Origin of the sequence: Jezberella montanilacus, from assembly GCF_003003055.1 — a bacterium.
Taxonomy (GTDB): Bacteria; Pseudomonadota; Gammaproteobacteria; order Burkholderiales; family Burkholderiaceae_B; genus Zwartia; species Zwartia montanilacus.
Genome location: NZ_PVTV01000015.1, coordinates 148,273 through 170,012, shown reverse-complemented (window position 1 = coordinate 170,012; position 21,740 = coordinate 148,273). Strand labels below are relative to the sequence as shown.

The window sequence follows — 21,740 nt, the reverse complement described above, 5'->3', positions numbered from 1 at the left end:
TAAATTAATCAAAATAGCATTGCCCTAATCGTGACTTTATATTACGTTTACGGTTTGCCGGTTCAAATTTGGAGCAATAAATGAATGAATCCAATATTCGTCAGTTGATTGACGGTGTAAAAAGCCACAAAATGTCCCGCAAGGACTTTATTCGACTGATGGTTGGGGTTGGTCTCACAGCACCGATTGCGTCTCAGTTGTTAACCCATGCTGGCGTTGCGCAGGCTGCTGGTAAGCCTGACTATGCGCCCACTAAGCGCGGCGGCGGCGGTGCGCTTAAATTGCTCTGGTGGCAAGGTGCTACGCTGTTGAATCCCCACTTTGCCGTGGGTACCAAAGACATGGAAGGCTCGCGCATTTTCTACGAACCGCTTGCCGCGTATGACTCTGACGGCGGTTTAGTGCCTATTTTGGCAGCTGAGATCCCAAGCGTGGCCAATGGCGGCGTTGCCGCTGATGGTAAATCGGTTACTTGGAAGCTGAAAAAAGGCGTGAAATGGCATGATGGTAAGCCTTTCAGTGCTGATGATGTCGTGTTTACTGCTGCCTATGCTGCCAATCCTGCCACGAGCTCCGTGTCAATTGGCAGCTATAAAGATCGCAAATTCATCAAAGTTGATGATTACACGGTGCGGGTTGAGTTCCCTGAACCAACACCATTCTGGGCCGATCCCTATTGCGGCATCTATGGTTGCATTATTCCCAAGCACTTGTTTGAGGCCTTCGCAGGCGAAAAATCGCGTGAAGCACCGGTCAACCTCGCGCCAGTTGGCACAGGTCCATACAAATTTGTCGAGTTCAAACCAGGCGATATGGTGAAAGGCGCGATTAACATGGATTACCATGAAGACAATCGTCCGCATTTTGACACTATCGAGATGAAAGGCGGCGGCGATGCGCCATCAGCCGCTCGGGCAGTCTTGCAAACTGGTGAGTACGACTACGCCTGGAATTTGCAAGTCGAGGACGAAGTGCTTAAGCGCTTCGAACAAGGCGGTAAAGGCGCGCTGCATTTGAGCTGGGGTGGCAATCTAGAGTTCATTCAGCTCAACCAGACAGATCCGCTGAAAGAAGTGGATGGCGAAAGGTCAAGCCTCAAGGCGCCTCATCCAATCCTCACCGATCCCAAAGTCCGGGACGCACTTGCTCTGCTGGTTGACAAAGACAGCATGCAGAAGTTCATCTACGGCCGAACCGCGAGGGCGACCTCCAACTACGAAAATGGCCCAGCTCAGTTTGCATCGAAAAATACCAAGTCCGAGTTCGATATCGAGAAAGCTAAAAAGCTGCTTGACGAGGCAGGCTGGAAACCCGGTGCCGACGGCATCCGCATGAAAGACGGCAAGCCGCTCAAGTTGCAATTTCAGACTTCAATCAACGGCCCGCGTCAGAAGTGTCAGCAAATCATCAAAGGGGCTTGCCAGAAAGCTGGCGTGGATATCGATCTCAAACAGGTCACATCGTCGGTGTTTTTCTCAAGCGACCCTGGTAACGATGACATTTACATCAAGTTTTACTGCGATATGCAGATGTACACGACCACTCAGCAGCAACCTGATCCAGAGCGCTTTATGGATCAGTATGTCTCGACGAATGCCGGTTCTAAAGCCAATAAATGGCAAGGCCGCAATACGGTTCGTTACGTCAATCCTGAGTACGATCGTTTGTATGCGCTGGCTCAGCATGAGCTGGATCCCTTCAAACGCGCTGCGCTGTACATCCAGATGAACGATATGGTGTGTAACTCACATTGCATCATCCCTATCTTGCATCGCCCGATGGTGTCAGGTATTGCCTCCAACCTGCGCGTGACCCCAACAGGTTGGGATAACGATCTGGCTATTCTGAAAGATTGGTATCGCGTGGCATAATCGCCGCTTGGTTTTATTTAGAGCAGCAAAGCTATGTCTCGGTATCTCTTACGCCGTATTTTGATCGCGATCCCGAGCTTGCTTGGGATCAGTTTGGTCTTATTCACTATCCTGGCGCTTGCGCCTGGGGATCCGTTTAGTGAAATGACCAGCAATCCGAATATCCCACGCGAGGTCGCTGAGGCCTTGCGTGAGAAGTTCGGTTTGAATGATCCCATTATGGTGCGTTATTGGCATTGGTTGCTGGCAATGTTGCAGGGCGACTGGGGCTTTTCTTTCATCAGTCGCATGGATGTTGATGTCTTGATCCGGCAGCGCGTAGGTACGTCGCTGCTTGTGATCGGATCATCCCAGTTACTGGCTTTAGCGATTGCAATCCCGATTGGTGTCATTGCAGCCTCGCGGCCTTATTCAATTTTTGATCAATTAGCTAATACCTTGGCTTTCATTGGTTTTTCCTTGCCTACTTTCTTTACAGGCATTTTGTTTATTTTGTTCTTCAGCGTTTACCTAAACTGGTTGCCCTTCGTTTATCAAGCAAATCTCACGTCAACAGGGTGGCAGTTAGTATGGGATCAAATCAAGCAGATGATCATGCCAGTTGCAGTCCTTGGACTGTTTCAGGCAGGGTCCTGGACTCGCTACGTCAGATCTGCCGTGCTCGATGTGATTAGACTCGACTACGTCACGACAGCACGATCAAAGGGATTACCTAAAAAAATTGTGATGACTAAGCACGTGCTTCGCAATGCTCTGATCCCAGTGGTGACGCTCGTTGCTTTGCAAATGCCGGCTATTTTTGGTGGGGCGATCGTCACTGAGCAAATCTTCAGAATCCCGGGTATTGGTTCCTTATTAATCAGTTCAATGCTTGCCAACGATACGCCAGTCATTATGGCCGTCACCTTCGTTTTTTCGGCGCTTGTCATTGCTTGCAACCTTTTAGCAGATTTGATTTATGGCTGGCTCGACCCCCGCATCTCGTTTAGCTGAGCTTAAAACTAAGCCCCCAGCTGCACCCGTTACCCCCGGCCAGGAGGCCTGGCGTCGTTTCAGAAAGCATAGGCTCGCCCTGATATGCCTGGGAGTACTCTCTATCATTGTGGGTGCGGTCATACTCGGCCCCTGGTTGTGGCGAGTGCCTATCAATGAAATTGATTTCAGTGCGTCGCTGTCCCCACCGTCCTTGAAGCACCCGCTTGGTACCGATGATTTAGGGCAAGACTTGTTGGCCAGGATTCTTTATGGCGGCCGTATCTCGCTGGCAGTGGGCCTGGTCGCCATGTTGATCGCCATGACGTTTGGGGTGTTGGTGGGTGCGCTGGCTGGCATGTCGAGGGGTTTATTGGATACTTGCCTGATGTGGCTCACTGACCTGTTTTTATCGTTACCTCAATTGCCCTTATTACTCTTGATCTTTTATCTTTTTAACGACACCTTGAAAAAGCTTGTTGGCATTGAGATGGGTATCTTCATCTTGGTGGTGTCCGTGATCGGAGGGTTGCGCTGGATGCCGGTCGCTCGTTTGGTACGCGCTCAGTTTTTGACCTTGCGCGAGAAAGAGTTTGTCGAGGCAGCGCGAGCCTTGGGCGCCAGCCGTTGGCGGCAAGTGGTCAAGCACATTTTGCCCAATGCGATAGGCCCCGTGATTGTTGCCGCGACGATCGATGTGGCCGCGGCGATTATTGCTGAATCTACTTTGTCCTTTTTGGGTCTGGGGTTCCCGCCCGATGTCCCCACCTGGGGACGGATTCTGTATGACGCTAAAGATCAAATGGATGTGGCTCCTCATTGGGCGCTAGCGCCGGGCTTGCTGATTTTCATCACCGTCCTGACCATCAACTACATTGGGGATGGGCTGCGTGATGCCTACGATCCGCGACGTGTTATCTGAGGTGTCATCGTATGGATCACTCTGGGTTCGAAAATAACATGACTGATCCCTTGCTGGATATTCGCGACCTGAGGGTCTATTTCGATACGGATGAGGGCACTGTTCAATCTGTTGACGGTGTTAGCTTCTCTATCCATCGCGGTGAAACACTTGGGGTGGTAGGTGAATCGGGTTGCGGTAAAAGTGTCACAGCCATGTCCATCATGAAGCTCCTTGCTATGCCGCCAGGTCGGATTGCGAGCGGTTCTATCCATTTCGAGGGTCGTGACTTGGTGAAGACGGATGAGGCACAAATGTGCAAAATCCGTAGCCGTGAGATCGGCATGGTATTTCAAGAGCCCATGACATCACTCAACCCCGTCTTAACGGTTGGTGATCAAGTATCTGAAGCCTGTCGCCTGCATGAGGGTTTAACCAGGAAACAAGCTTATCAGCGAGCGATGGAGATGCTGAGCCTTGTCAATATTCCTCGTCCCGAAACCAGGATTCATGATTATCCCCATCAGTTCTCAGGTGGTATGCGGCAGCGCGTCATGATTGCGATGGCGCTATCGTGCAATCCTAAACTGTTGATTGCAGACGAACCAACGACTGCTTTGGACGTGACGATTCAGGCACAAATTTTGGATTTGTTGGATAGTCTCAAAAGCAAATTCAATATGGCCATCATGTTGATTACGCACGCGATGGGTGTGGTTGCAGAATCGACTCAGCGCGTAGTCGTCATGTATGCCGGGCGAGTCGTCGAAGAGGCAAATGTTCAAGACCTGTTTGCTAACCCCCAGCATCCTTACACACAAGGTTTGATCCGCTCAATTCCTCGTATCGATCTGGATGCGTCGGAGAAAACGCGTTTGTCTACGATTACGGGCTCGGTACCAAAGTTGATTGGTCTGGGCGCGGGTTGTCGGTTTGCTCCACGCTGTCCACATGCCATGCCGGTGTGTAAAGAAGCCGATCCGGTCTCGCGCGAAACTGCACCAGGGCATCGAGTCGCCTGCCACCTTATTGCGTGATTGTTATGACACAGCCTGTTCCTCTTCTTGAAGTAAAAAATCTGGTTAAACAGTTTCCGGTAAAACGGGATTTCTTTGGTCGCGTCACCGAAACCCTGCATGCTGTAGACGGGATTAGTTTCGATATCGCTGCCGGCGAAACGCTTGGCATGGTGGGTGAGTCGGGTTGTGGCAAATCGACAACCGGTCGTTGTGTGTTGCGCTTGATCGAACCGACTGCCGGCGAGGTTCGCTTTAATGGTCAAGACGTAACCCGTATGGATGCCAAGTCGCTCCAGGCAGCTCGACGTGATATGCAGATCATTTTTCAAGATCCGTTTGCTTCTCTGAATCCTCGTATGTCGGTGCGTGAAATCATTGGCGAGCCGCTCATCATCCACGGGTTGACTAAGACAGCGCAAGAGTATGAAGACCGTATCGTCCATTTGCTTGAGACAGTAGGCTTAAATGCTGGCCATCTCCGTCGTTTTCCGCATGAGTTTTCTGGTGGACAGAGGCAACGTGTTGGTATTGCTCGCGCCTTGGCAGTCTCGCCCAAGATTATTGTGTGTGACGAACCGGTCTCAGCACTGGACGTATCAATTCAGGCTCAGGTCATCAATTTGCTGTCAGATTTACAGCGCGATCTCGGTCTGACCTATTTGTTTATTGCGCATGATCTCTCAGTCGTTGAGCATATCAGCGATCGGGTAGCTGTCATGTATCTTGGGCGTGTTGTCGAGATCGCCCCGTCGCGTGAACTTTACCTCAATCCTAAACACCCTTATACCGAAGCGTTGCTATCGGCTGTGCCAATCCCTGAACCCACGTTAAAGCGTAAACGCATCGTGTTAAAGGGTGATATCCCAAACCCGGTCAACCGGCCTAGCGGTTGCCATTTTCATACGCGCTGCCCGCGTGCAGAAGATCGGTGCAAGCAAGAGAGTCCGGTGCTGCGCGATCTCGGGGACGGTCATTGGGCAGCCTGCCACTTAAATGATGCGTGATTCGAGTACCGATTCACGCTGCTAAGTGCCAAGGTTCAAGCGGTGCTTTAAACGCTGACCGAGATTTCTTCCAATGAAGTTTGTAACGCACTTGCTGGCATACCCTGTTTCCAGGGCGTGTCGACAGGATAGTTTTTCGTCAAACAGTCATCAGGTAGGCATTCTATGGGTGTGAAATCACGGTGTGTAATGAACTCGGGACGTTTGTGACGACGGATATGATTCGACACAGCGCAAAGACTCAAGTAGACGCTGACACGATTCCAGGGCGACAGGTTGCTTGCCGAGGCATGAATCAAGCAACTATGAAACAGAATCATTGAGCCTGCTGGCCCAGTCGGGCTAACGATGCCACCGTCTTTGTCGCCAGCGCGCTCAACAAGCTGTTTAATCAAATCATTGTCTATCGTCCACAGTGGATAGCTCGTGGTAGTCAAATCGTGTTTAGCGTCAATTACCCCTTTTTTGTGGCTTCCAGGGATAAACATGAGCGGACCGTTATAAGGATTGACGTCGTCCAGAAAGATGGCAACGTTCATGGCGCGCTCAGTGGGCATCATGTCATCGTTCATCCATGTTCCATAGTCTTGATGCCATTGCCAGACATCGCCTTCAAAGGCCATCTTGCCGTTAATCTTAAATTGGTGCATGTAGACTTCTTCGCCAAATAACTCTTCTACCGGCTTGATCATGCGGGGGTGGCGGGCGAGACGAGCGAACGGATCGCTATACATATGGGCAGCAAAGTTCGTACGAACAGCATCACTATCTTTTTCGCGGATGTTGTAGGCTTCTCGACGGCTGTAAAGCTCTGGTACGGCAGCGTTTAATCCGCGAGTTTCTTCAGGTGTAAATAAGCCTGGAAAGAAAAGGTATCCATCGCGGTCGAATTGCTCTAGTTGCTCAGGGGTTAAATGCACGACTTGTCTCCCGTGTGTATTGTTGTAAACAATTGCCGGCTTATCTTGCCGTTAGTATGTAAATTTTGTGTCGATCTATTCGTTTATTAAAACCGATTCTACAGCTTTACGAGGCTAATTCAACAGTTTAGCCTCACTCTTTCGAGCCTAAGACACTCGTTAGCCAAGCCTTGGTAACCACTCGAACCGAGCTGAGGTTTAACAGCGTGTGAGGAGCGCCAGGGATTAGCACGACGGTTGTCGATTTGTTCTGTTTCAAGGTTTTGGCGCAGTTACCAGTGGCTGCGGGGTTGCCTAACCAGGGATTTTCGGTCGAAAAGAAGGGGTCGGTCGAGCTGATTACATTTAAGACCGGCTCTTCTATGTTGTATGTTTGATGATCCGTAACGAAATAATTGTTCTCGCAGCTCCAGCTGAAGATCATTCGTCCTAGCCATTTCTGATCGTTGCGCGCGACCGGCACTCCCCCTTCACTAGCACCAGCCAAAATGATTTTATCCATGTCTGCCCATTGAGTTTGACGCAATGCGGTGAGCGCGAAGGCAATCTCTGATTGCCTTAAGGCGTGAATTTTTTCATAAGTATCTTTGTCGATCGGAGACGTGTAGCTAACGCGATCAGGCAGAGCGAACGAGTCAGGCGCCACGCTGGCGAGACCATTATCGGCCAACCAGGATTGCCACTCAGAGATTGCTTTTAGCCCTAGTCCCGAGGATCCGTGTAAAAAAATGATCACTGGCACTTTTTTTGAAATGATGTGCGCGGGGATTGTGTTGAACTTGCCGTTGAAGACTTCCTTGCCGACGACTTGTGCTGGCAAAAAGACGCTTGCCTCTGAAACAACCGAGACTCGAGATGCCTCTGTGTGTTGAAGCGCGTGCCCTTTGATTTCGCCCTTCGTGTTTTTTGCTGTCGCCCCTGCTGATAGCAAAGCAGCTAACGCGACGATCAAGTATTTGATGCTTTGACGTGTCATCAGGAAACACCTTTAACCAAAGACTGAGATAAGGAGGGAACAGCCGGAAATCAACAACATGACCATCAATATATGATCGAATCGCTGGTCGCTCAGACGGGAGTACAGCTGACGACCGCACCAGACCCCTATTAGGGTGCCGGGTAAAGCGAGCAGAAACAGATGGCCCATTTTTTCAACGGTAATGATACCTGTGACACATTGGGAGATGAAGGCAAAGAGCAGAATACTGCCGTTGTAGGCTTGAAAGACTCCGCGTTTAGTATCTTTTCCCCATCCTCGGATATTGGCCCAGATCGTGGGCAGGGGCCCGGATAATCCGACTAAGCCCCCTAGCACTCCACCTGCCAGGCCAACAAAACCATCAGCGATTCGTCCACCCCAGGTGACCTGGAACTGAGTTCGACTGATGAGTTGAAAGCTGCAATAGCTAACTAACAAAATACCAACCCCAGCTTTACAAACATTCAACGAAACCAGCGGTAAAAAAAATGTCCCGACTGGTACGCCGAGAAGACCACCGATAACGAGAGGTTTTACTTTTTTAAAGTCAATGATGCGCCAGACTTGAGGCAAGGTGCCTGCTTGTGAGACCACTGAGCAGACTACCGCCAGTGGCGATGCTAATTGAGGCGGCAACACGATTAACCAGAAGGGGAGCGCGGTTAAGCCCGTGCCAAAACCCGATAGGCCATTTACCAAACCACCTGCAAAGGCACCTAGAAAAACAAAAATAAAGAGAGTGGACATGGTTAGCGAAAATGATCGAGACTGCCAGTGCAGCAAACTTAAGCACTCATGTTACCGTATAAGCCGCAAGGCCTATGGCTAGTGCGATAGGTGGCAGACCCTTCAATGAAAAAGGAAAAAAATATGATTCACGTCATTGCAGTGATTACCGCAAAACCAGGTCAACGCGAGACGATACTTGGGCACTTTAGAGCCAATGTCCCTGCTGTTCGGGCTGAACAAGGTTGCATCGAATATGGGGCAGCCATTGATACGGAAGGTGCCCCGGCGATTCAAACGCCCTGGGGTCCGGATACCTTTGTTGTAGTTGAAAAGTGGGAGACCATTGAAGCTTTAAAGGCCCACGGTGCGGCACCACATATGGCAGCCTACGCAGCGAAGACGAAAGAGTTCATCGCAAGCCGTGTTATCCACATTATGTCGCCGACCTGACTTTGATCAATGCGTGGCTGGTCCGAACACATAGTTTGGCAGCCACATGGTTAGTTCTGGGACGTAAGTAATGATGCCCAGGCAAATGATCAGTAATACCAAGAAAGGGAAAACGCCTTTGATTACCTCGCTGATGGGCGCAGCCACAATCGTCGACAGTACAAACAGGTTTAGACCAACCGGTGGATGAATCAGACCAATTTCCATGTTGTGCGTAAAGATGATTGAGAAGTGCACTGGGTCAATCCCCAGTGGTTTGAGCACTGGCGCAAGCAAGGGCATGATCAACAGCAAGGTCGCAATCACTTCCAAAAAGCAGCCAATCACCAGCAGTAACACGTTGATTGCAAGCAAAAATTGCCAACGACTAAATTCGTGATCAACCGTGAACTGGACAAGTTTCTCGGGAATGCCTGATTCAGTTACCCAGTGCCCTAATGCCAATGCCGTCGCAACAATCAACATAATGGCCGCAGCACTGCGTATCCCGTCAGCAACGACATCCAGGGTTTTAGTCCACCGAAAGCCTTTATAAAACAGCAAAGAGACCAACAGAGAAGTAATCGCAGCCAAGGCTGCCGCCTCGGTGACTGTCACAAAGCCGCCGTAAATGCCGACCAGCACCACAACCGGCACGATCAAAGATGGCAGACCACGTATTGTCATTTGCACTCGTTCAGCCACAGGACGTTTGGGTTCGATCGGGAAGTTATGTTTGCGTGCGTAGTACATGACCCAAAGGAAGAAGACAACTGCCTGCAAGAGACCAGGCAAAATGCCTGCGAGAAATAAGCGAGGAACCGACTGCTCGGTCACGATCCCGTAGAGCAAAAGTGCCAGGCTAGGCGGGACGACGATGCCAATCGTGCCTGAAGCACCGACGACACCCAGCGCAAACGATCGTGGATAGCCACGCTCAATCATTGCTGGCACCAGGATAGACCCCATTGCTAATGCAGTCGCGACACTCGAGCCGCAAATCGCCGCAAACAAGGTACAGGATACGACAGTGATCAGTCCCAGCGATCCTCTGACACCGCCCAACCAGACACCCGCCAAGTTGACCAATGCTGTAGCAATCCCACCAGATCGCATAAAAGCGCTCGCCATCACAAAGAGTGGCAAAGCCATCAGCGTGCTGGAGTTCATGTCATTGCAAATCGTCTGAGCAACCCCGACTAATTCGTGCCCTGAGGCAAAAAATAACGCCGCCGCACACGTGCCCAAAACCAAAAATATTGGCATGCCTGCAGCAAGCAAGCCAAAGAATAATGCAAAAAATAAATAGCCCATGATGTGTCGATTAATTCAGTTTGGGTGTTTCAAGACCGTCGACGTTATCGTGCAGAACGTGTCCGGGCTTCATGGTTCCAGCGTCGTAGAACGCGATGTAGTCAATAAGTTTTGCAATATAGCGAACGGTCATCAAGCCAGTGCCGACAGGCAGCGCTAGATAATAGATCCACATGGGAAACTGCAAATCGCTAGAGCTAACCTCATCGATCATGATGGCAGTTTCCACGATGCTGCTGCCGTACCACACCATACCCCCGCAAAAAATGATGGCAACCAAACAATTGAAGACCTCTACCCATCGCGCTACTTGAATAGGCAGTATTCGTAGCACCAAATCAGGGCGTACATGGCCATCTCGTTTGACCAGCTGACTCGACACAATCATGACTGCCCAGATCATCAGATAAACGATAATTTCCTCAGCGAAGCTGATAGCATGGTCGGGCGTTGCATAGCGCCCAATCACTTGCCAAAGTGCAACAGCGAGTGCAAAGATTCCAAGGAATCCAACGAGCTTTTGCTCAATGGAATCCCAAAATTTCATAAACGATTGAAGCTTCGAACGATTAAGCACTTGGAAAACCTGCGTTAATGAGTTTGACGACATCAGGCGATAGCTTGAGCTCTTTCGCGAGGGACTCTTGCTCTGGCATCATACGTTTGCGATCAGCAGCCAGCTGCTCAGCGCTCGGATCGACAAATTTGATGTTGTGAGCTTCGAGCGTCGTCCTTGCTTTTGTCTGGGCTTCGGCCATGTGTGCGCGGTAGGTAGGAATATTTTCTGCCCAGATACCAGTGACTAGTTTTTGAAGATCCGGTGTCAGCTTAGACCAGAAAGTCGTGCTGATCATGGGGATATACATAGCAAAGAACTGATGGTCTTCGTAGGCGTATTTCACGCCGGCATCCCATAATTGAGCGGTGACCAAGCTTTCATTGGTGCTGACCAAGGTATCAAACACACCTTGAGACAGCGAAAGCGGGACACTAGGCCAAGCCGTGGTGTTCGGTATCGCGCCTACAAATTTGGCGCGCCAGGCTTGGCCTGGACCACCTGAATTACGAACCTTTAGTCCCTTGACTGAATCAAGACTCGTCAGTGGCGTCTTCGTGCTGTACCAGTTCTCGTAACCCAAATCTATCCAGGGGCCTAGCACTTGGCCACGTAACTTTTCAGCGATCTTTGCGTTAATCAGTTTGCCAGCTTCGTTATCAAATATTTTGTGCACTTCATCAGCCGTGCGGCCATATAAGACTGGCAGCTGGAAGGCATCAGCGTCGGGCACGATGCCCGTTATCACCCAACTACCAGGACAGGCCATTTCGACCTGATTTTGCAACATGGCTTTGGCGACTTCTAAATCTTTGAAAAGTTGACCGCTTTCATAAAGCTTTGTCTTGATACGGCCACCTGATTGCGCTTCAAGCTTAGCCAAATAGTCCTGGAAAGCCTTGTTTCTTCCGTGTGAAGGAGCCGTGTCGAGCGAGCAACGGATCAGCAAGGGCTCATCAGCGGCGCGCGTTGAGCTACTCATGAAAGAAGTGGTTGCAAGGGCGGCCGTGCTTAAAATAAATTTACGGCGAGTCGTTGTCGTATTCATTTAGGATCCTTCGAGCGTGTTTCCAACTCAGGTGTAGAACAGACAGTCAAAGCCTGGCTGCCTAATTTCAATGTGCAAGTATCGCTTTTAGGCAAGCTTAAGGCAACGGCGTTTCTCAAGGAAAACCCTTAGAGGGAGGAGGTAATTTTGTTGGGAAGGATGAGGTGCTATAGTTCCGGCGTTCAGAGCCATCGCGTCTGGCGGGTTTGAGATTTAGCTTATGTTCACTTTTGTTAAGACCAGTCGTCGCGTTTTCGTGGCGGCTCGTTTGCTAGCCTATACATTCCTCTTGAGTCTCGGTCACACAGCCGTTTTGGCTGACACGGCTTGCACAGTGCCAATGAAACTCGCGATCAAGGATTCATACGTCTATATGACCGGTGGAATCTGCGAAGGGGATAGCGATAAATTTATTCAATTTATGCAGGGCAAGGGACAGCCTTACAAAGTCCTTCGACTGAACAACATGGGTGGTTTGGGATTAGACGCTATTAAAATGGGGCGCTATTTGCGAGCCAATAAATTAACAACCTGGACTGACGGTAAACAAGATGTTTGCTCTAGTGGGTGCAATCGAGTTTTCGCAGGCGGATTAAAACGAGTTTATTCAAGAGCTGACAACATAATGACAGGTAAAAATGTCAGCTCGAGACGAGGGCTCGGGTATCACTTGCCCAATGCGAATGGGGCAAGAGATAGCAAAGACATGTTTTACGAGCAGAATATCATCCCTTACTTAAAAGAGATGTTGCCCGCCGCAGCGGTTGCCTGGATCGTTAAAACAGATGAAGGTAATCCGACCGAAAATATGGTCTGGCTGAACGGCAACCGGGCAATTCGCCTGGGTATTGCAACAGATAGTCAGTCGCCGTTTTAATCGCGTTGCAAATGACTAACCTTAGATCGGGTTAGTTGAAATCGCAACGATAGACTTTCAGCAGACTTTCACCCATCAGTTTCTTGCGATCTGAGTCGCTCAGTCGATCGTTCAGCGTAAATGCGTCAACCCCTTGCTTGTAAGTGAGTATCTTGCTGGTGCGAGTCCAGTCAGTGCCCCACATGCACCGATCAAGCGAGTATGCATCCAAAATGCGTTTGATCGGATCCCAAATGTCAGGGTAAGGATAGGGCAGTTTTGAGAGCGTGCCAGCACCACTGATCTTGATCGCGACATTCGGGCAGGCCGCTAAGGCTAAGACAGCCGGTAAATTTTTAAAAGGGTCGTCGAGTAAAGGTGGCTCGTAAGGTTGTTGCAAACCAACGTGATCGACGACTATCTGGGTATCGGGATTACGCAGGGCAAGCTGTTTGACTTGCTCAATTCGTCCCCAGCAAAACAAGTTGACCGGCAGATTGTGTTTAGCCGCTGTTGCCAGCACCTGATTGACGGCCGGGTCGGCAGGGTCACTAGAGATCTCGTCATTCATCATGATTCGAATTGCGATCGCGCCAGGCGTTTTTGCCCAAGCTGCAATCGTGTCCGTCACCTTGGGATCATTTGGGTTGACTGGCTTGATTAAACGAAACCGCTTGGGGTAGGCCGCGTAGACTTCACGTGCGTAACTATCGTCCCAGCGATACATGGTGAAGACTGAAACCAGGATCGCGGCATCAACGCCAACACTATCCATCGCGGCGCACATCTGAGCACCGGTGACTTCGCTGGGCCCAACCAGTACAGCTGCCCAGGGGCGGCCTGGGTGGTCTTTCTCGTAAGCATGAACTTGCGCGTCAATGATCATTTTTTATTGCTCCTCCTGTTTATTCGGTGCTTGAGTTGAGTGAGTTAAGCCTAACGTTGCTGTGGTGCCAACATATTTCTGCTGCGAAACTGATTTCTCAATTCCAGTTTAAGTAATTTACCCGTCGCAGTAAGCGGCATCTTTTCGATAAAAGCTACGTCGTCGGGAATCCACCATTTCGCAACCTTACCTTCGAAAGATTGCAGTAGGTCTTGTTTCAGATCCTCGTCAGTTCGAGTGCTGTCGGGCTTTTTTACAACGACTAACAAAGGTCGTTCATCCCATTTTGGGTGATCGACGGCCACGCATGCAGCAAGATGCACATCGGGGTGGGCTGCGGCTACGTTCTCGATGTCAATCGACGAGATCCATTCACCGCCGGATTTGATCACGTCTTTGCTTCGATCGGTTATTTGCATATTGCCATCTTGATCGATGGTTGCAACATCACCCGTTGGAAACCAGCCATCTATCAGTGGCGACTCGTCGCCACGGAAATATCGATCTACTACCCAGGAGCCTTTGACCAACAGATCGCCAAAAGCTTTACCGTCGTGAGCTAGTGAGTCACCTTCGCCATTAACGATCTTCATGCTGATGCCGTAGATCACTCGACCTTGCTTTTGCAGAATGGCGTCCTGTTCTACTTTGGGCTTATTCAGATCCGTGGCTTTCAATTTAGCGACAGTGCCCAAAGGCGAAAGCTCTGTCATGCCCCAGGCGTGAATCACTTGAACACCCAAGGACTGAAAGGTTTGCATCATCGCAGGCGGACACGCGGATCCACCAATAATTGTTCGTTTGAATTTAGTAAACGCAAGCTTGTGATCCTTGCAATGCTGCAAGAGGCCCGCCCAGATGGTGGGAACTCCTGCCGACATAGTCACCCCCTCACTTTCAATCAACTCGTACAGCGAGGCACCGTCGAGTTTCGCACCCGGAAAAACAAGTTTTGCGCCAACCATCGGGCAGGTGTAAGGGAGCCCCCAGGCATTTACATGAAACATAGGGACGACAGGCATGATGACATCTCGTGTCGATGCATCGAGTGAATCTGGTAACGCTGAGGCATAAGAGTGCAAGACCGTCGAACGGTGTGTGTACAAAGCACCTTTTGGACGACCGGTCGTGCCAGACGTATAGCAAAGGGCTGAAGCAGCATTCTCATCAAAGCTAGGCCATTCGTAATCGCCGTCTTCGGCTTCAATCAGCGTCTCGTAGCAGAGCAGATTTGGAATGCTGCTTTGCGGCATTTTGTCTTCGTCAATCAGGCAGATCCAGTGACGCACCGAACTGCAGCTGGGCTGAAGCTTTTCAACAAGAGGCAGAAAAGTCAAATCGAAACAGATCGCTGCATCTTCTGCATGGTTGATGATGTAATGAATTTGCTCTTCGAACAAGCGTGGGTTGATGGTGTGGCAAACCAAACCTCCACCAGAAATTGCGTAATACAGCTCGAGATGGCGATAGCCGTTCCAAGCGATGGTGGCGACACGTTCACCAGGCTGTAATGCCAGTTTGGCCAGCATTTGTGCAGCTTTTTTAGCGCGACGCTCACAATCGGAGTAGGTGTAACGATGTCGGTCACCTTCCACTCGCTGCGAAACGACCTCAGTCGACCCATAGGCGTTGCTGGCATGGGTCAATAAACTAGAGATCATGAGCGGCTGAGTCATCATTTGACCCATGAGCAGTTGTTTGCTGTCTATTGTGTTTGGCATGGTGTTGTCTCTTGTCCGCATTTTTATAGTGCTAGTCCCTAATGTATAGTAAATACACAAAAAATCAATTAGACCTTTCATTCATATTTAGGCTGGCGCCATGTCCCCACTTGATGCTTCTGTACTACCCGTAGGGATTCGTTCACGACTGATTCGCAACGTCAACGACATCACCATTCACCTACTCGAGGCTGGCTTTGAAACGCCTGGTCGACCAGCGGTACTGTTGTTGCATGGTTTTCCCGAACTGGCGTATAGCTGGCGTAAGGTAATGTTGCCTTTGGCTCGCGCTGGCTACCATGTGATTGCGCCCGACGCCCGAGGGTATGGCCGAAGCTCTGGTTCAGATGTTAAACACGAAGATGATTTACGTCCTTTCGGCACCCGCAATAAGGTCATCGATAATTTGGCTTTAGTGGCCGCATTGGGTTATCGCTCTGTTGATGCGGTGATCGGCCATGACCAAGGTTCACCCATTGCGGGATGGTGTGCGCTGACAAGACCTGACGTGTTCAAGTCTGTGGTGTTGATGAGTTCTCCCTTTCGAGGGGCACCCGGAGCGTTCCCGTTCAACACGGCCAATCAACCTGTCGCCAGTGCACCAGCCAGCAGTGCCGCGGACGATATCCATGAGGCCTTGACTCACCTCACTCCGCCTCGTAAGTACTACATGCGTTATTACACAACGCCCCCTGCCAACGACAATATGTGGCACGCTAAACAAGGACTACACAATTTCTTGCGCGCTTACTATCACATGAAAAGTGCAGACTGGGTGCAGAACAAGCCGTTCCCACTTAGCTCGCTGATCGCCAGTGAATGGGAGAAGCTGCCCCGTTATTACGTGATGGATCTCGACAAAGGGATGGCGGAGTCAGTTGGCCCCGAGATGCCTTCATCAGAGGCGATTGCTCGGTGCGAGTGGTTGCCTGATGCTGAACTGCAGGTGTATAGCGGCGAGTATGGACGTACCGGCTTTCAAGGCGGACTGCAAGGCTATCGCATTGGTCCTGTGGATCAGGAGTTGCAGATCTTTGCAGGTGTAAAAATCACCGTGCCGTCAATGTTCATGGGCGGCAGAAGCGACTGGGGTGTTTATCAAACCCCAGGCGGCCTTCAATACGTCGAGAACGAGTTGACGACCAATTATCAAGGCACCCACTTAGTCGATAGAGCAGGGCACTGGGTGCAGCAAGAACAGCCCGAGGCAGTCAGCCGGTTGCTGCTCGAATTTTTGGATAGAAATCGATAGCATTGCTGACTGTGGGTGTGTTTTAGTTGACTTACATCAAAAACACACCTTTCCCGGAGGTTTGGTGATCGAATAATTTGTACGCTTGATCTGCGTCGTCTAGTGACCATCTGTGAGTAAATAGCTCGTCTACTTGCACGTTGCGATCCGCAATGAAGCGAGCACATTCGGCTTGGCCTTTCGTTGAAAAAGTCCAAGATCCAATTACGGTCACCTGCCTTCTCAACATATCCGGGCTGACGTCCAGAGAGACGCTACCGCCTTCACCGACAAAACAGGCCTTGCCCCAAGTGCGAACGCTTTGTACCGCTTGCTTGCGCGCCTCTGCGGATGAAGAGGCGTCAAGTGTCGCGTGAGCGCCCAAGCCGTGAGTCAAACTTTTGATGGCTCCGACGATGTCGGGCGTCTGTAAAGGATTGATCACTGCGTCAGCACCAAGCTCGGTGGCACGCTTTAAACGCTCGTCGCTGATATCCAGAGCAATCACGCGAGCACCCATTGCACTAGCCAGTTGGGTCGCGGATAAACCAACTGGACCCTGGCCAAAGATGGCGATGGTTTGATCGCCCGCCAAATCGAGTCGTTTTAACGCCCCCCAAGCAGTGCCCGTGCCACAGGCAATCGCAGCACCAGTCGAGAAAGATAATTCATCAGGCAGTTCGACAATTGTCGCTGCGGGGCATTTCATATATTTTGCGTGCGCGCCGTGGCCTGTCACGCCATAGACCTCTTTAACCCCTTCGTCACACAATTGCATCCAACCTGTCGTGCAGTGAGGGCAGGCACCACAACCCCGGTAGTGATGAACCATGGCGCGTTGGCCAATGTAGGCCTGTTTAGGATTGACGCCAGAACCCACGGCAACCACGATGCCACAAGGCTCGTGCCCGCTGATGACTGGCGCCGAACTACCTAAGCCTAAGGACTTCGCCGCCTCGCCGGCTGGCGACCGATAAAATTTGAGATCACTGCCACACATCCCTGATGCCTTGATTTCCAGAACCACTTCGCCAGGGCCTGGGCTGGGATCCGCAAAATTCATAAACTCGATTTTCCTGTCGCCTGCGAATACGACTCCCTTCATTTTTGTCTCCCTATTTTCTATTTTTCTATTTTTACTTGCCGACTACACCTTGCAATTCAGTGGTCCATTTTGTAATTTCTTGTTTGACATGTTTGGTCGCTTCGTCTGAGGTGCCAGTTTTAGGCTGTACCGTCATCAGCGCCAACCGATCTATCAAGGCGGGGTCAGTCAAGGCGTCATTGACTGCTTCATTGATTTTTTGCACGATTTCAGGCGAAACCCCTTTGGGCGCCATTAAATAAAAAGTGACTTCAGTTTGCATTTGCGGGATGCCTGCCTCCGCGATGGTTGGTACGTCTGGGATGAGCGCAAGACGATTTTCACCTGTCACAGCAAGGGCGCGGACTTTTCCCGACTTCGCAAAAGGGACTGCAGAGGCTGCTGTGGTTATCCAGACTTGAATCCGATTAGCCAGCACATCGACTTGTGCATCTGAAGTGCTTTTATATGGGATCATTACCATGTCAAGCGACGCGAATGTCTTCAAAGTATTGGCTAAATAATCCGACATACTGCCAGGCGGCCCGTTGTAGTTGATCTTTCCGGGATTTGCTTGAGCAAGCCCGATCAGTTCTTTCATCGAGTGTGCTTCAAAACTGGGTGGCACGGCGATGACATAAGGCATCACTGCTGCGAAGCCCACCACCGCCAAATCTCGCGCAATATCTGTTTTCAGTCCAGGGTTGGTGGCCTGATAGATGATGCCGCTGGTGCTGTTCAAAAACAGGGTGTAGCCGTCAGGCTTCGACTGCGCCACATAATCGGTTGCGATGTTGCCGGTTGCACCAGGTTTGTTTTCGACAATGACCGTACTTTTAAAAATTTCAGTCAGTTTCTGAGCAAGCTCTCTGGCAATCATATCGTTGCCACTGCCAGCCCCGTATGGACACACAATACTAATTGGTCGTACCGGGAAGGTCTGGGCAATTGCAGTGCAGCAGGTCGCGAGCAAAAGCGCACAGAATAAACCCGCGGATCTCCACCCTGCAGCACTAGCTTGTCTCATGTTTTTTCTTATTTGTGGTTCGGCCCCTAGTTTTACTCGTTTTTTTACCCATTAACCACTCATTTTAAAAGTGATGGGTGTTCAGTCTGTTGATAATCTGCGTTTTTGTGCTGTCACCGCATTTTGATCTGCGATGCTAACGAGCCGCTCGCCCGGACTGACTTCAATCGCATCGCCTGCGTGAATAACGCCAGGTGTCAATACACGCAGGTACCAACCGCTACGCGCAGACAAGATCATTGAAGGGCCAGCAGGAAAGCCGATTTTGGCGTCGAATTTAAAGCAAGGTTCGCGAAGTTTTTCCACCATGAACTCAACTTCACCAACCGTCCAAACGTCGCCTTCAAAAACGTCCTTTTCAATAAAACCTTCAACCGTCAGGTTTTCGCCAAAAAATCCGTGCGGCAGATCGCGAAGATCGCTATTTTGCGTTTCGAGCAACTTTTCCCAGAAAGGGTAGTGCTCGACGGGGTAGGCGTAAACCGCCATCCCGGGACCACCGTGAACATTGTGGTCGGCTTGTTCGTCTTGCTCGAGTCCTAAGTGACCAGCAAATACACCGAGCGGTTTACTCAGCTCGCTGACAGGTGCTTTGTTAATTGCAGAGTGAACGGTGCGAACAGGACCGCCGTCACTGACAAGTATCTTAGCTACCTTACCTGTTGAGATTGTCAAAATGCGCATGAGTGGCTCCTGTTTGGATACATTGACAGTATTGATTATGAATGACGATGCGACAAGACTTGATAGCAGTTTTCCAAATGACGAGGTAGTGCAGTGAGGTAATCAACAATACGATAATTGTCGGCACCAAAGATTCTGCGGGATGACGCTTCAGCTTGAGGTTCGAGGGTCAGACCGTAACAGTGAACGCTATTTTGTTTTGCGAATTGGATTGCTTGCCGGGCATCCTCCACCAGATATTTTGGATCAAAAACATCAATATCTGCAGGAATCCCATCACTTAACACAAGCATGGCCCGATAGTCGGTATGCTCAAGGCTTAAAAGGTTGACGCCATGTCTGACTGCCGTGCCCAAACGCGTTGAATGTCTTGCTCGCTGAGCCAAGACTAATTGTGCTTTGTCTGGCGTGAGTATTTCGCCAAAATCCACTATTCGCACGTAACGGGTTGACTGACGAGTATCGCTAGAAAACCCATGAATGGCGATTCGATCCCCCTGCGCAAGAGCAGATTTTGCAAAGGTCAGAGCTGCCTGTTTCTCGACATCCAGCACACTGCGCTGCATTGAATCGCTTTTAAGGAGGTCATTGGATGATTCAGACAAGTCGAGCATTAATAGAATACTGCCCGTGCGTCTGCTTAGCTGTGGACGCATAAAATAGCGGGGCTCTTCGAACTGCCTTGCTTGACGCGACACCATGAATTCGACTGCTGCATTTAAATCGATTTGTTCACCTTCTCGTTGCCCCCGTAAGAGACGATCCCGGTTTAACCGCTTTGCAGGCCGTCCTCGCATTGGTTGCAGATCGGGATTCTTTGGCAAGATCTTGTTGCCAACAAGATTGCGGTGCGGGGCAGTCTCAAGCACGGTACACCAGTCTGTTTTCAGTACATGTCGCTGATAGTCCCACTCGGGGTACTCGAAGCGTCTGACTGTCTCAACGGGCTGGTTGCTGTCAGCTTGGGTCCTCTCTGCTGCGTCTCTGGGCCGGCGAGTATCGGGCAGGGTAAGTCCTTCTGAAGCGTCCGCCGCGGCACCTTGTTCTGCGAATTGCCAAAGGAATGAATGATCGTCCCGATAACGCTCTGGTACAACGAACTGCTGTGCATTGAATTGAACACGCATCTGACCCAGGTCATTAGCAAGAATAGATGCAATTTGCCGAAAACTTTGATAATCGGCTAGGCCTGTCGAATTTCTTGTTTCGCTGAAGAGGCGCCGCCCTTTCTGCACCCAGAAGTGCTCGTCTTCATACGCTTCATCTCCAAGTGCTCTGCTCAGTCGATGAAGCAGAGTTGAAAAGTTAATGCCCAATTCGTCTGCAGTGAAAGCCAATGATTTTTTAAACCACCGCGCAGTCCCGGGGAAAACCTTAGTCATTAAGGCTTCGATCCGAGCGTCTTCCAGTGCGGACACCACGGCAATGCCCATGGGCTTCAGCCCCGTAGCTGGACGGGCCGGTTTTGAGAACAGGATGTGCCCGGCTGCATGCGCGATCGCCGCAAGTTTCAATTCATTCGAAGTCGACGGCTCTATTAAGTGCGCTGGCAAGAGGCAATGAGTAGGGGTCAAGATCATGCGGGCTCGTAACGGCAAGCCCTGAGCTGCCGTCATCAAGCTGACTTGAGCTGTGTTGTCATTGAGAGCGCTAAACAACAGTGCGAGCCCGTTAAGGGACGGTGAATGCGTTTCACTGGGCATCAGAAATGTGCGGACACGACCGCTAACAAGGCGGAAGTCATGTCTGGATCATCGGTGAGCGGTTGAACCAGTGCCATCTCACAGGCATCAGTTGGTGCAACACCGTCTTCGATCAACATGGCGGCGTAGATCAGCATACGTGTCGAGGCGCCTTCAGCCAAACCGTGGCTCTTCAATGCGCGACTGCGATGGGCAATATCGACAAGCTTATCGGCCAAAGCTGTTGAAGTGCCTGCTTCGTTGACCACAATCTGCGCTTCGATAGCAGCACCGGGATAATTGAAGTCGAGCGAGACAAACCTTTGCCTGGTTGATGGTTTCATGTCTTTTGCATGACTTTGGTAGCCAGGGTTGTAGGACACAACCAACTGAAAGTCGGGATGAGCCTGGACGAGCTCCCCCTTTTTATCCAGAGGCAAAATTCGACGTGAATCCGTAAGGGGGTGAATGACAACGGTCGTATCCTGGCGTGCTTCGACTATTTCATCCAGATAGCAAATTGCGCCGTATCGAACGGCCTGCGTTAACGGCCCGTCGTGCCAGACGGTTCCGGTGTCATCCAACAAAAAGCGACCGACCAGATCAGACGCGGTCATATCCTCGTTACAAGCTAGCGTAATCAGTGGCAGTCCCAGCTTGTAAGCCATGTACTCAACAAAGCGAGTTTTTCCGGATCCCGTTGGACCCTTTAGCAAGATTGGAAGCCTGCGCGCATAGGCTTGTTCGTATAAGTCAATCTCGCGTCCAGTCGGACAGTAATAAGGCGCCTGTATAAGCCGATAGGCTGTCAGATCAGGCGCCATGAT

At 50.6% G+C, this 21,740-nt stretch carries 21 protein-coding genes; 8 read left to right on the top strand and 13 right to left on the bottom strand.

Going from position 1 to position 21,740, the window contains the following annotated elements:
• The first annotated feature begins 80 nt into the window (after nucleotides 1-80).
• Genes BCM14_RS11475 through BCM14_RS11455 form a run of 5 tightly spaced genes read left to right on the top strand, consistent with a single transcriptional unit; the run spans nucleotide 81 to nucleotide 5,767 of the window.
• On the top strand, nucleotides 81-1,871 hold the full coding sequence (locus BCM14_RS11475; RefSeq protein WP_106228167.1) for a peptide ABC transporter substrate-binding protein: 1,791 nt from the start codon (nucleotides 81-83) through the stop codon (nucleotides 1,869-1,871).
• 33 nt (nucleotides 1,872-1,904) lie between these two features.
• Complete coding sequence (locus BCM14_RS11470; protein WP_106228166.1) at nucleotides 1,905-2,864, top strand: ABC transporter permease; 960 nt, start codon at nucleotides 1,905-1,907, stop codon at nucleotides 2,862-2,864.
• Entirely contained in the window at nucleotides 2,830-3,765 is a 936-nt protein-coding gene (locus BCM14_RS11465; RefSeq protein WP_106228165.1) for an ABC transporter permease, read from the top strand. Before BCM14_RS11470 ends, BCM14_RS11465 begins: the two co-directional genes overlap by 35 nt.
• Before the next feature lie 38 nt (nucleotides 3,766-3,803).
• Nucleotides 3,804-4,781, top strand: coding sequence for an ABC transporter ATP-binding protein (locus tag BCM14_RS11460; protein WP_106228298.1), 978 nt, complete (start codon nucleotides 3,804-3,806; stop codon nucleotides 4,779-4,781).
• Between the two features lie 5 nt (nucleotides 4,782-4,786).
• Nucleotides 4,787-5,767: an ABC transporter ATP-binding protein gene (locus tag BCM14_RS11455; RefSeq protein ID WP_106228164.1), complete on the top strand. Its 981-nt coding sequence runs from the start codon at nucleotides 4,787-4,789 to the stop codon at nucleotides 5,765-5,767.
• Between the two features lie 47 nt (nucleotides 5,768-5,814).
• Here the strand turns inward: BCM14_RS11455 and BCM14_RS11450 are convergent, their stop codons facing one another.
• The 3 genes from BCM14_RS11450 to BCM14_RS11440 all read right to left on the bottom strand — a co-directional run bounded on the left by BCM14_RS11450 (nucleotide 5,815) and on the right by BCM14_RS11440 (nucleotide 8,413).
• Nucleotides 5,815-6,687 carry a phytanoyl-CoA dioxygenase family protein gene (locus tag BCM14_RS11450; protein ID WP_106228163.1) on the bottom strand — a complete coding sequence of 291 codons (873 nt, stop codon included), beginning with the start codon at nucleotides 6,685-6,687 and terminating at the stop codon, nucleotides 5,815-5,817.
• Nucleotides 6,688-6,820: 133 nt separating this feature from the next.
• Nucleotides 6,821-7,663, bottom strand: a complete 843-nt coding sequence (locus tag BCM14_RS11445; protein WP_106228162.1) for a dienelactone hydrolase family protein — start codon at nucleotides 7,661-7,663, stop codon at nucleotides 6,821-6,823.
• 12 nt (nucleotides 7,664-7,675) lie between these two features.
• Entirely contained in the window at nucleotides 7,676-8,413 is a 738-nt protein-coding gene (locus BCM14_RS11440) for a sulfite exporter TauE/SafE family protein (protein WP_106228161.1), read from the bottom strand.
• Between the two features lie 123 nt (nucleotides 8,414-8,536).
• Here BCM14_RS11440 and BCM14_RS11435 point away from each other — a divergent pair, with 123 nt between their 5' ends.
• Nucleotides 8,537-8,845 carry a putative quinol monooxygenase gene (locus tag BCM14_RS11435; protein WP_106228297.1) on the top strand — a complete coding sequence of 103 codons (309 nt, stop codon included), beginning with the start codon at nucleotides 8,537-8,539 and terminating at the stop codon, nucleotides 8,843-8,845.
• 6 nt (nucleotides 8,846-8,851) lie between these two features.
• On the opposite strand, the gene BCM14_RS11430 is transcribed toward BCM14_RS11435, so the two are convergent.
• From BCM14_RS11430 to dctP, 3 genes are read right to left on the bottom strand one after another with little or no spacing between them, the layout of a single operon-like run.
• Nucleotides 8,852-10,138: a TRAP transporter large permease gene (locus BCM14_RS11430; RefSeq protein ID WP_259673572.1), complete on the bottom strand. Its 1,287-nt coding sequence runs from the start codon at nucleotides 10,136-10,138 to the stop codon at nucleotides 8,852-8,854.
• Between the two features lie 10 nt (nucleotides 10,139-10,148).
• Nucleotides 10,149-10,685: a TRAP transporter small permease gene (locus BCM14_RS11425; protein WP_259673571.1), complete on the bottom strand. Its 537-nt coding sequence runs from the start codon at nucleotides 10,683-10,685 to the stop codon at nucleotides 10,149-10,151.
• A 22-nt stretch (nucleotides 10,686-10,707) separates the two neighbouring features.
• Nucleotides 10,708-11,742 carry a TRAP transporter substrate-binding protein DctP gene (gene dctP / locus BCM14_RS11420; protein ID WP_106228158.1) on the bottom strand — a complete coding sequence of 345 codons (1,035 nt, stop codon included), beginning with the start codon at nucleotides 11,740-11,742 and terminating at the stop codon, nucleotides 10,708-10,710.
• Nucleotides 11,743-11,962: 220 nt separating this feature from the next.
• Here dctP and BCM14_RS11415 point away from each other — a divergent pair, with 220 nt between their 5' ends.
• Complete coding sequence (locus BCM14_RS11415; RefSeq protein ID WP_106228157.1) at nucleotides 11,963-12,619, top strand: hypothetical protein; 657 nt, start codon at nucleotides 11,963-11,965, stop codon at nucleotides 12,617-12,619.
• Nucleotides 12,620-12,650: 31 nt separating this feature from the next.
• Here the strand turns inward: BCM14_RS11415 and BCM14_RS11410 are convergent, their stop codons facing one another.
• Both BCM14_RS11410 and BCM14_RS11405 read right to left on the bottom strand, forming a co-directional pair.
• Nucleotides 12,651-13,484 (bottom strand): amidohydrolase family protein, encoded by an 834-nt coding sequence (locus BCM14_RS11410; protein WP_106228156.1) that lies wholly within the window; start codon nucleotides 13,482-13,484, stop codon nucleotides 12,651-12,653.
• A 50-nt stretch (nucleotides 13,485-13,534) separates the two neighbouring features.
• Complete coding sequence (locus BCM14_RS11405) at nucleotides 13,535-15,205, bottom strand: 3-(methylthio)propionyl-CoA ligase (protein WP_259673570.1); 1,671 nt, start codon at nucleotides 15,203-15,205, stop codon at nucleotides 13,535-13,537.
• Nucleotides 15,206-15,305: 100 nt separating this feature from the next.
• Between BCM14_RS11405 and BCM14_RS11400 the strand changes: the two genes are divergently transcribed.
• The gene (locus BCM14_RS11400; RefSeq protein ID WP_106228155.1) at nucleotides 15,306-16,457 is read left to right on the top strand and encodes an alpha/beta fold hydrolase; all 1,152 of its coding nucleotides are present in this window, start codon (nucleotides 15,306-15,308) and stop codon (nucleotides 16,455-16,457) included.
• 31 nt (nucleotides 16,458-16,488) lie between these two features.
• On the opposite strand, the gene BCM14_RS11395 is transcribed toward BCM14_RS11400, so the two are convergent.
• The 5 genes from BCM14_RS11395 to BCM14_RS11375 form a co-directional block, all read right to left on the bottom strand.
• Nucleotides 16,489-17,541 carry a zinc-dependent alcohol dehydrogenase family protein gene (locus tag BCM14_RS11395; protein ID WP_106228154.1) on the bottom strand — a complete coding sequence of 351 codons (1,053 nt, stop codon included), beginning with the start codon at nucleotides 17,539-17,541 and terminating at the stop codon, nucleotides 16,489-16,491.
• Between the two features lie 31 nt (nucleotides 17,542-17,572).
• The gene (locus BCM14_RS11390) at nucleotides 17,573-18,547 is read right to left on the bottom strand and encodes a Bug family tripartite tricarboxylate transporter substrate binding protein (protein ID WP_106228153.1); all 975 of its coding nucleotides are present in this window, start codon (nucleotides 18,545-18,547) and stop codon (nucleotides 17,573-17,575) included.
• An 81-nt stretch (nucleotides 18,548-18,628) separates the two neighbouring features.
• Nucleotides 18,629-19,231 carry an MOSC domain-containing protein gene (locus BCM14_RS11385; RefSeq protein WP_106228152.1) on the bottom strand — a complete coding sequence of 201 codons (603 nt, stop codon included), beginning with the start codon at nucleotides 19,229-19,231 and terminating at the stop codon, nucleotides 18,629-18,631.
• Between the two features lie 35 nt (nucleotides 19,232-19,266).
• Nucleotides 19,267-20,934 (bottom strand): nitric oxide reductase activation protein NorD, encoded by a 1,668-nt coding sequence (locus tag BCM14_RS11380; RefSeq protein ID WP_106228151.1) that lies wholly within the window; start codon nucleotides 20,932-20,934, stop codon nucleotides 19,267-19,269.
• Nucleotides 20,934-21,737, bottom strand: a complete 804-nt coding sequence (locus BCM14_RS11375) for a CbbQ/NirQ/NorQ/GpvN family protein (RefSeq protein ID WP_106228150.1) — start codon at nucleotides 21,735-21,737, stop codon at nucleotides 20,934-20,936. The genes BCM14_RS11380 and BCM14_RS11375 overlap by 1 nt, the downstream gene beginning before the upstream one ends.
• Nucleotides 21,738-21,740: the final 3 nt, after the last annotated feature.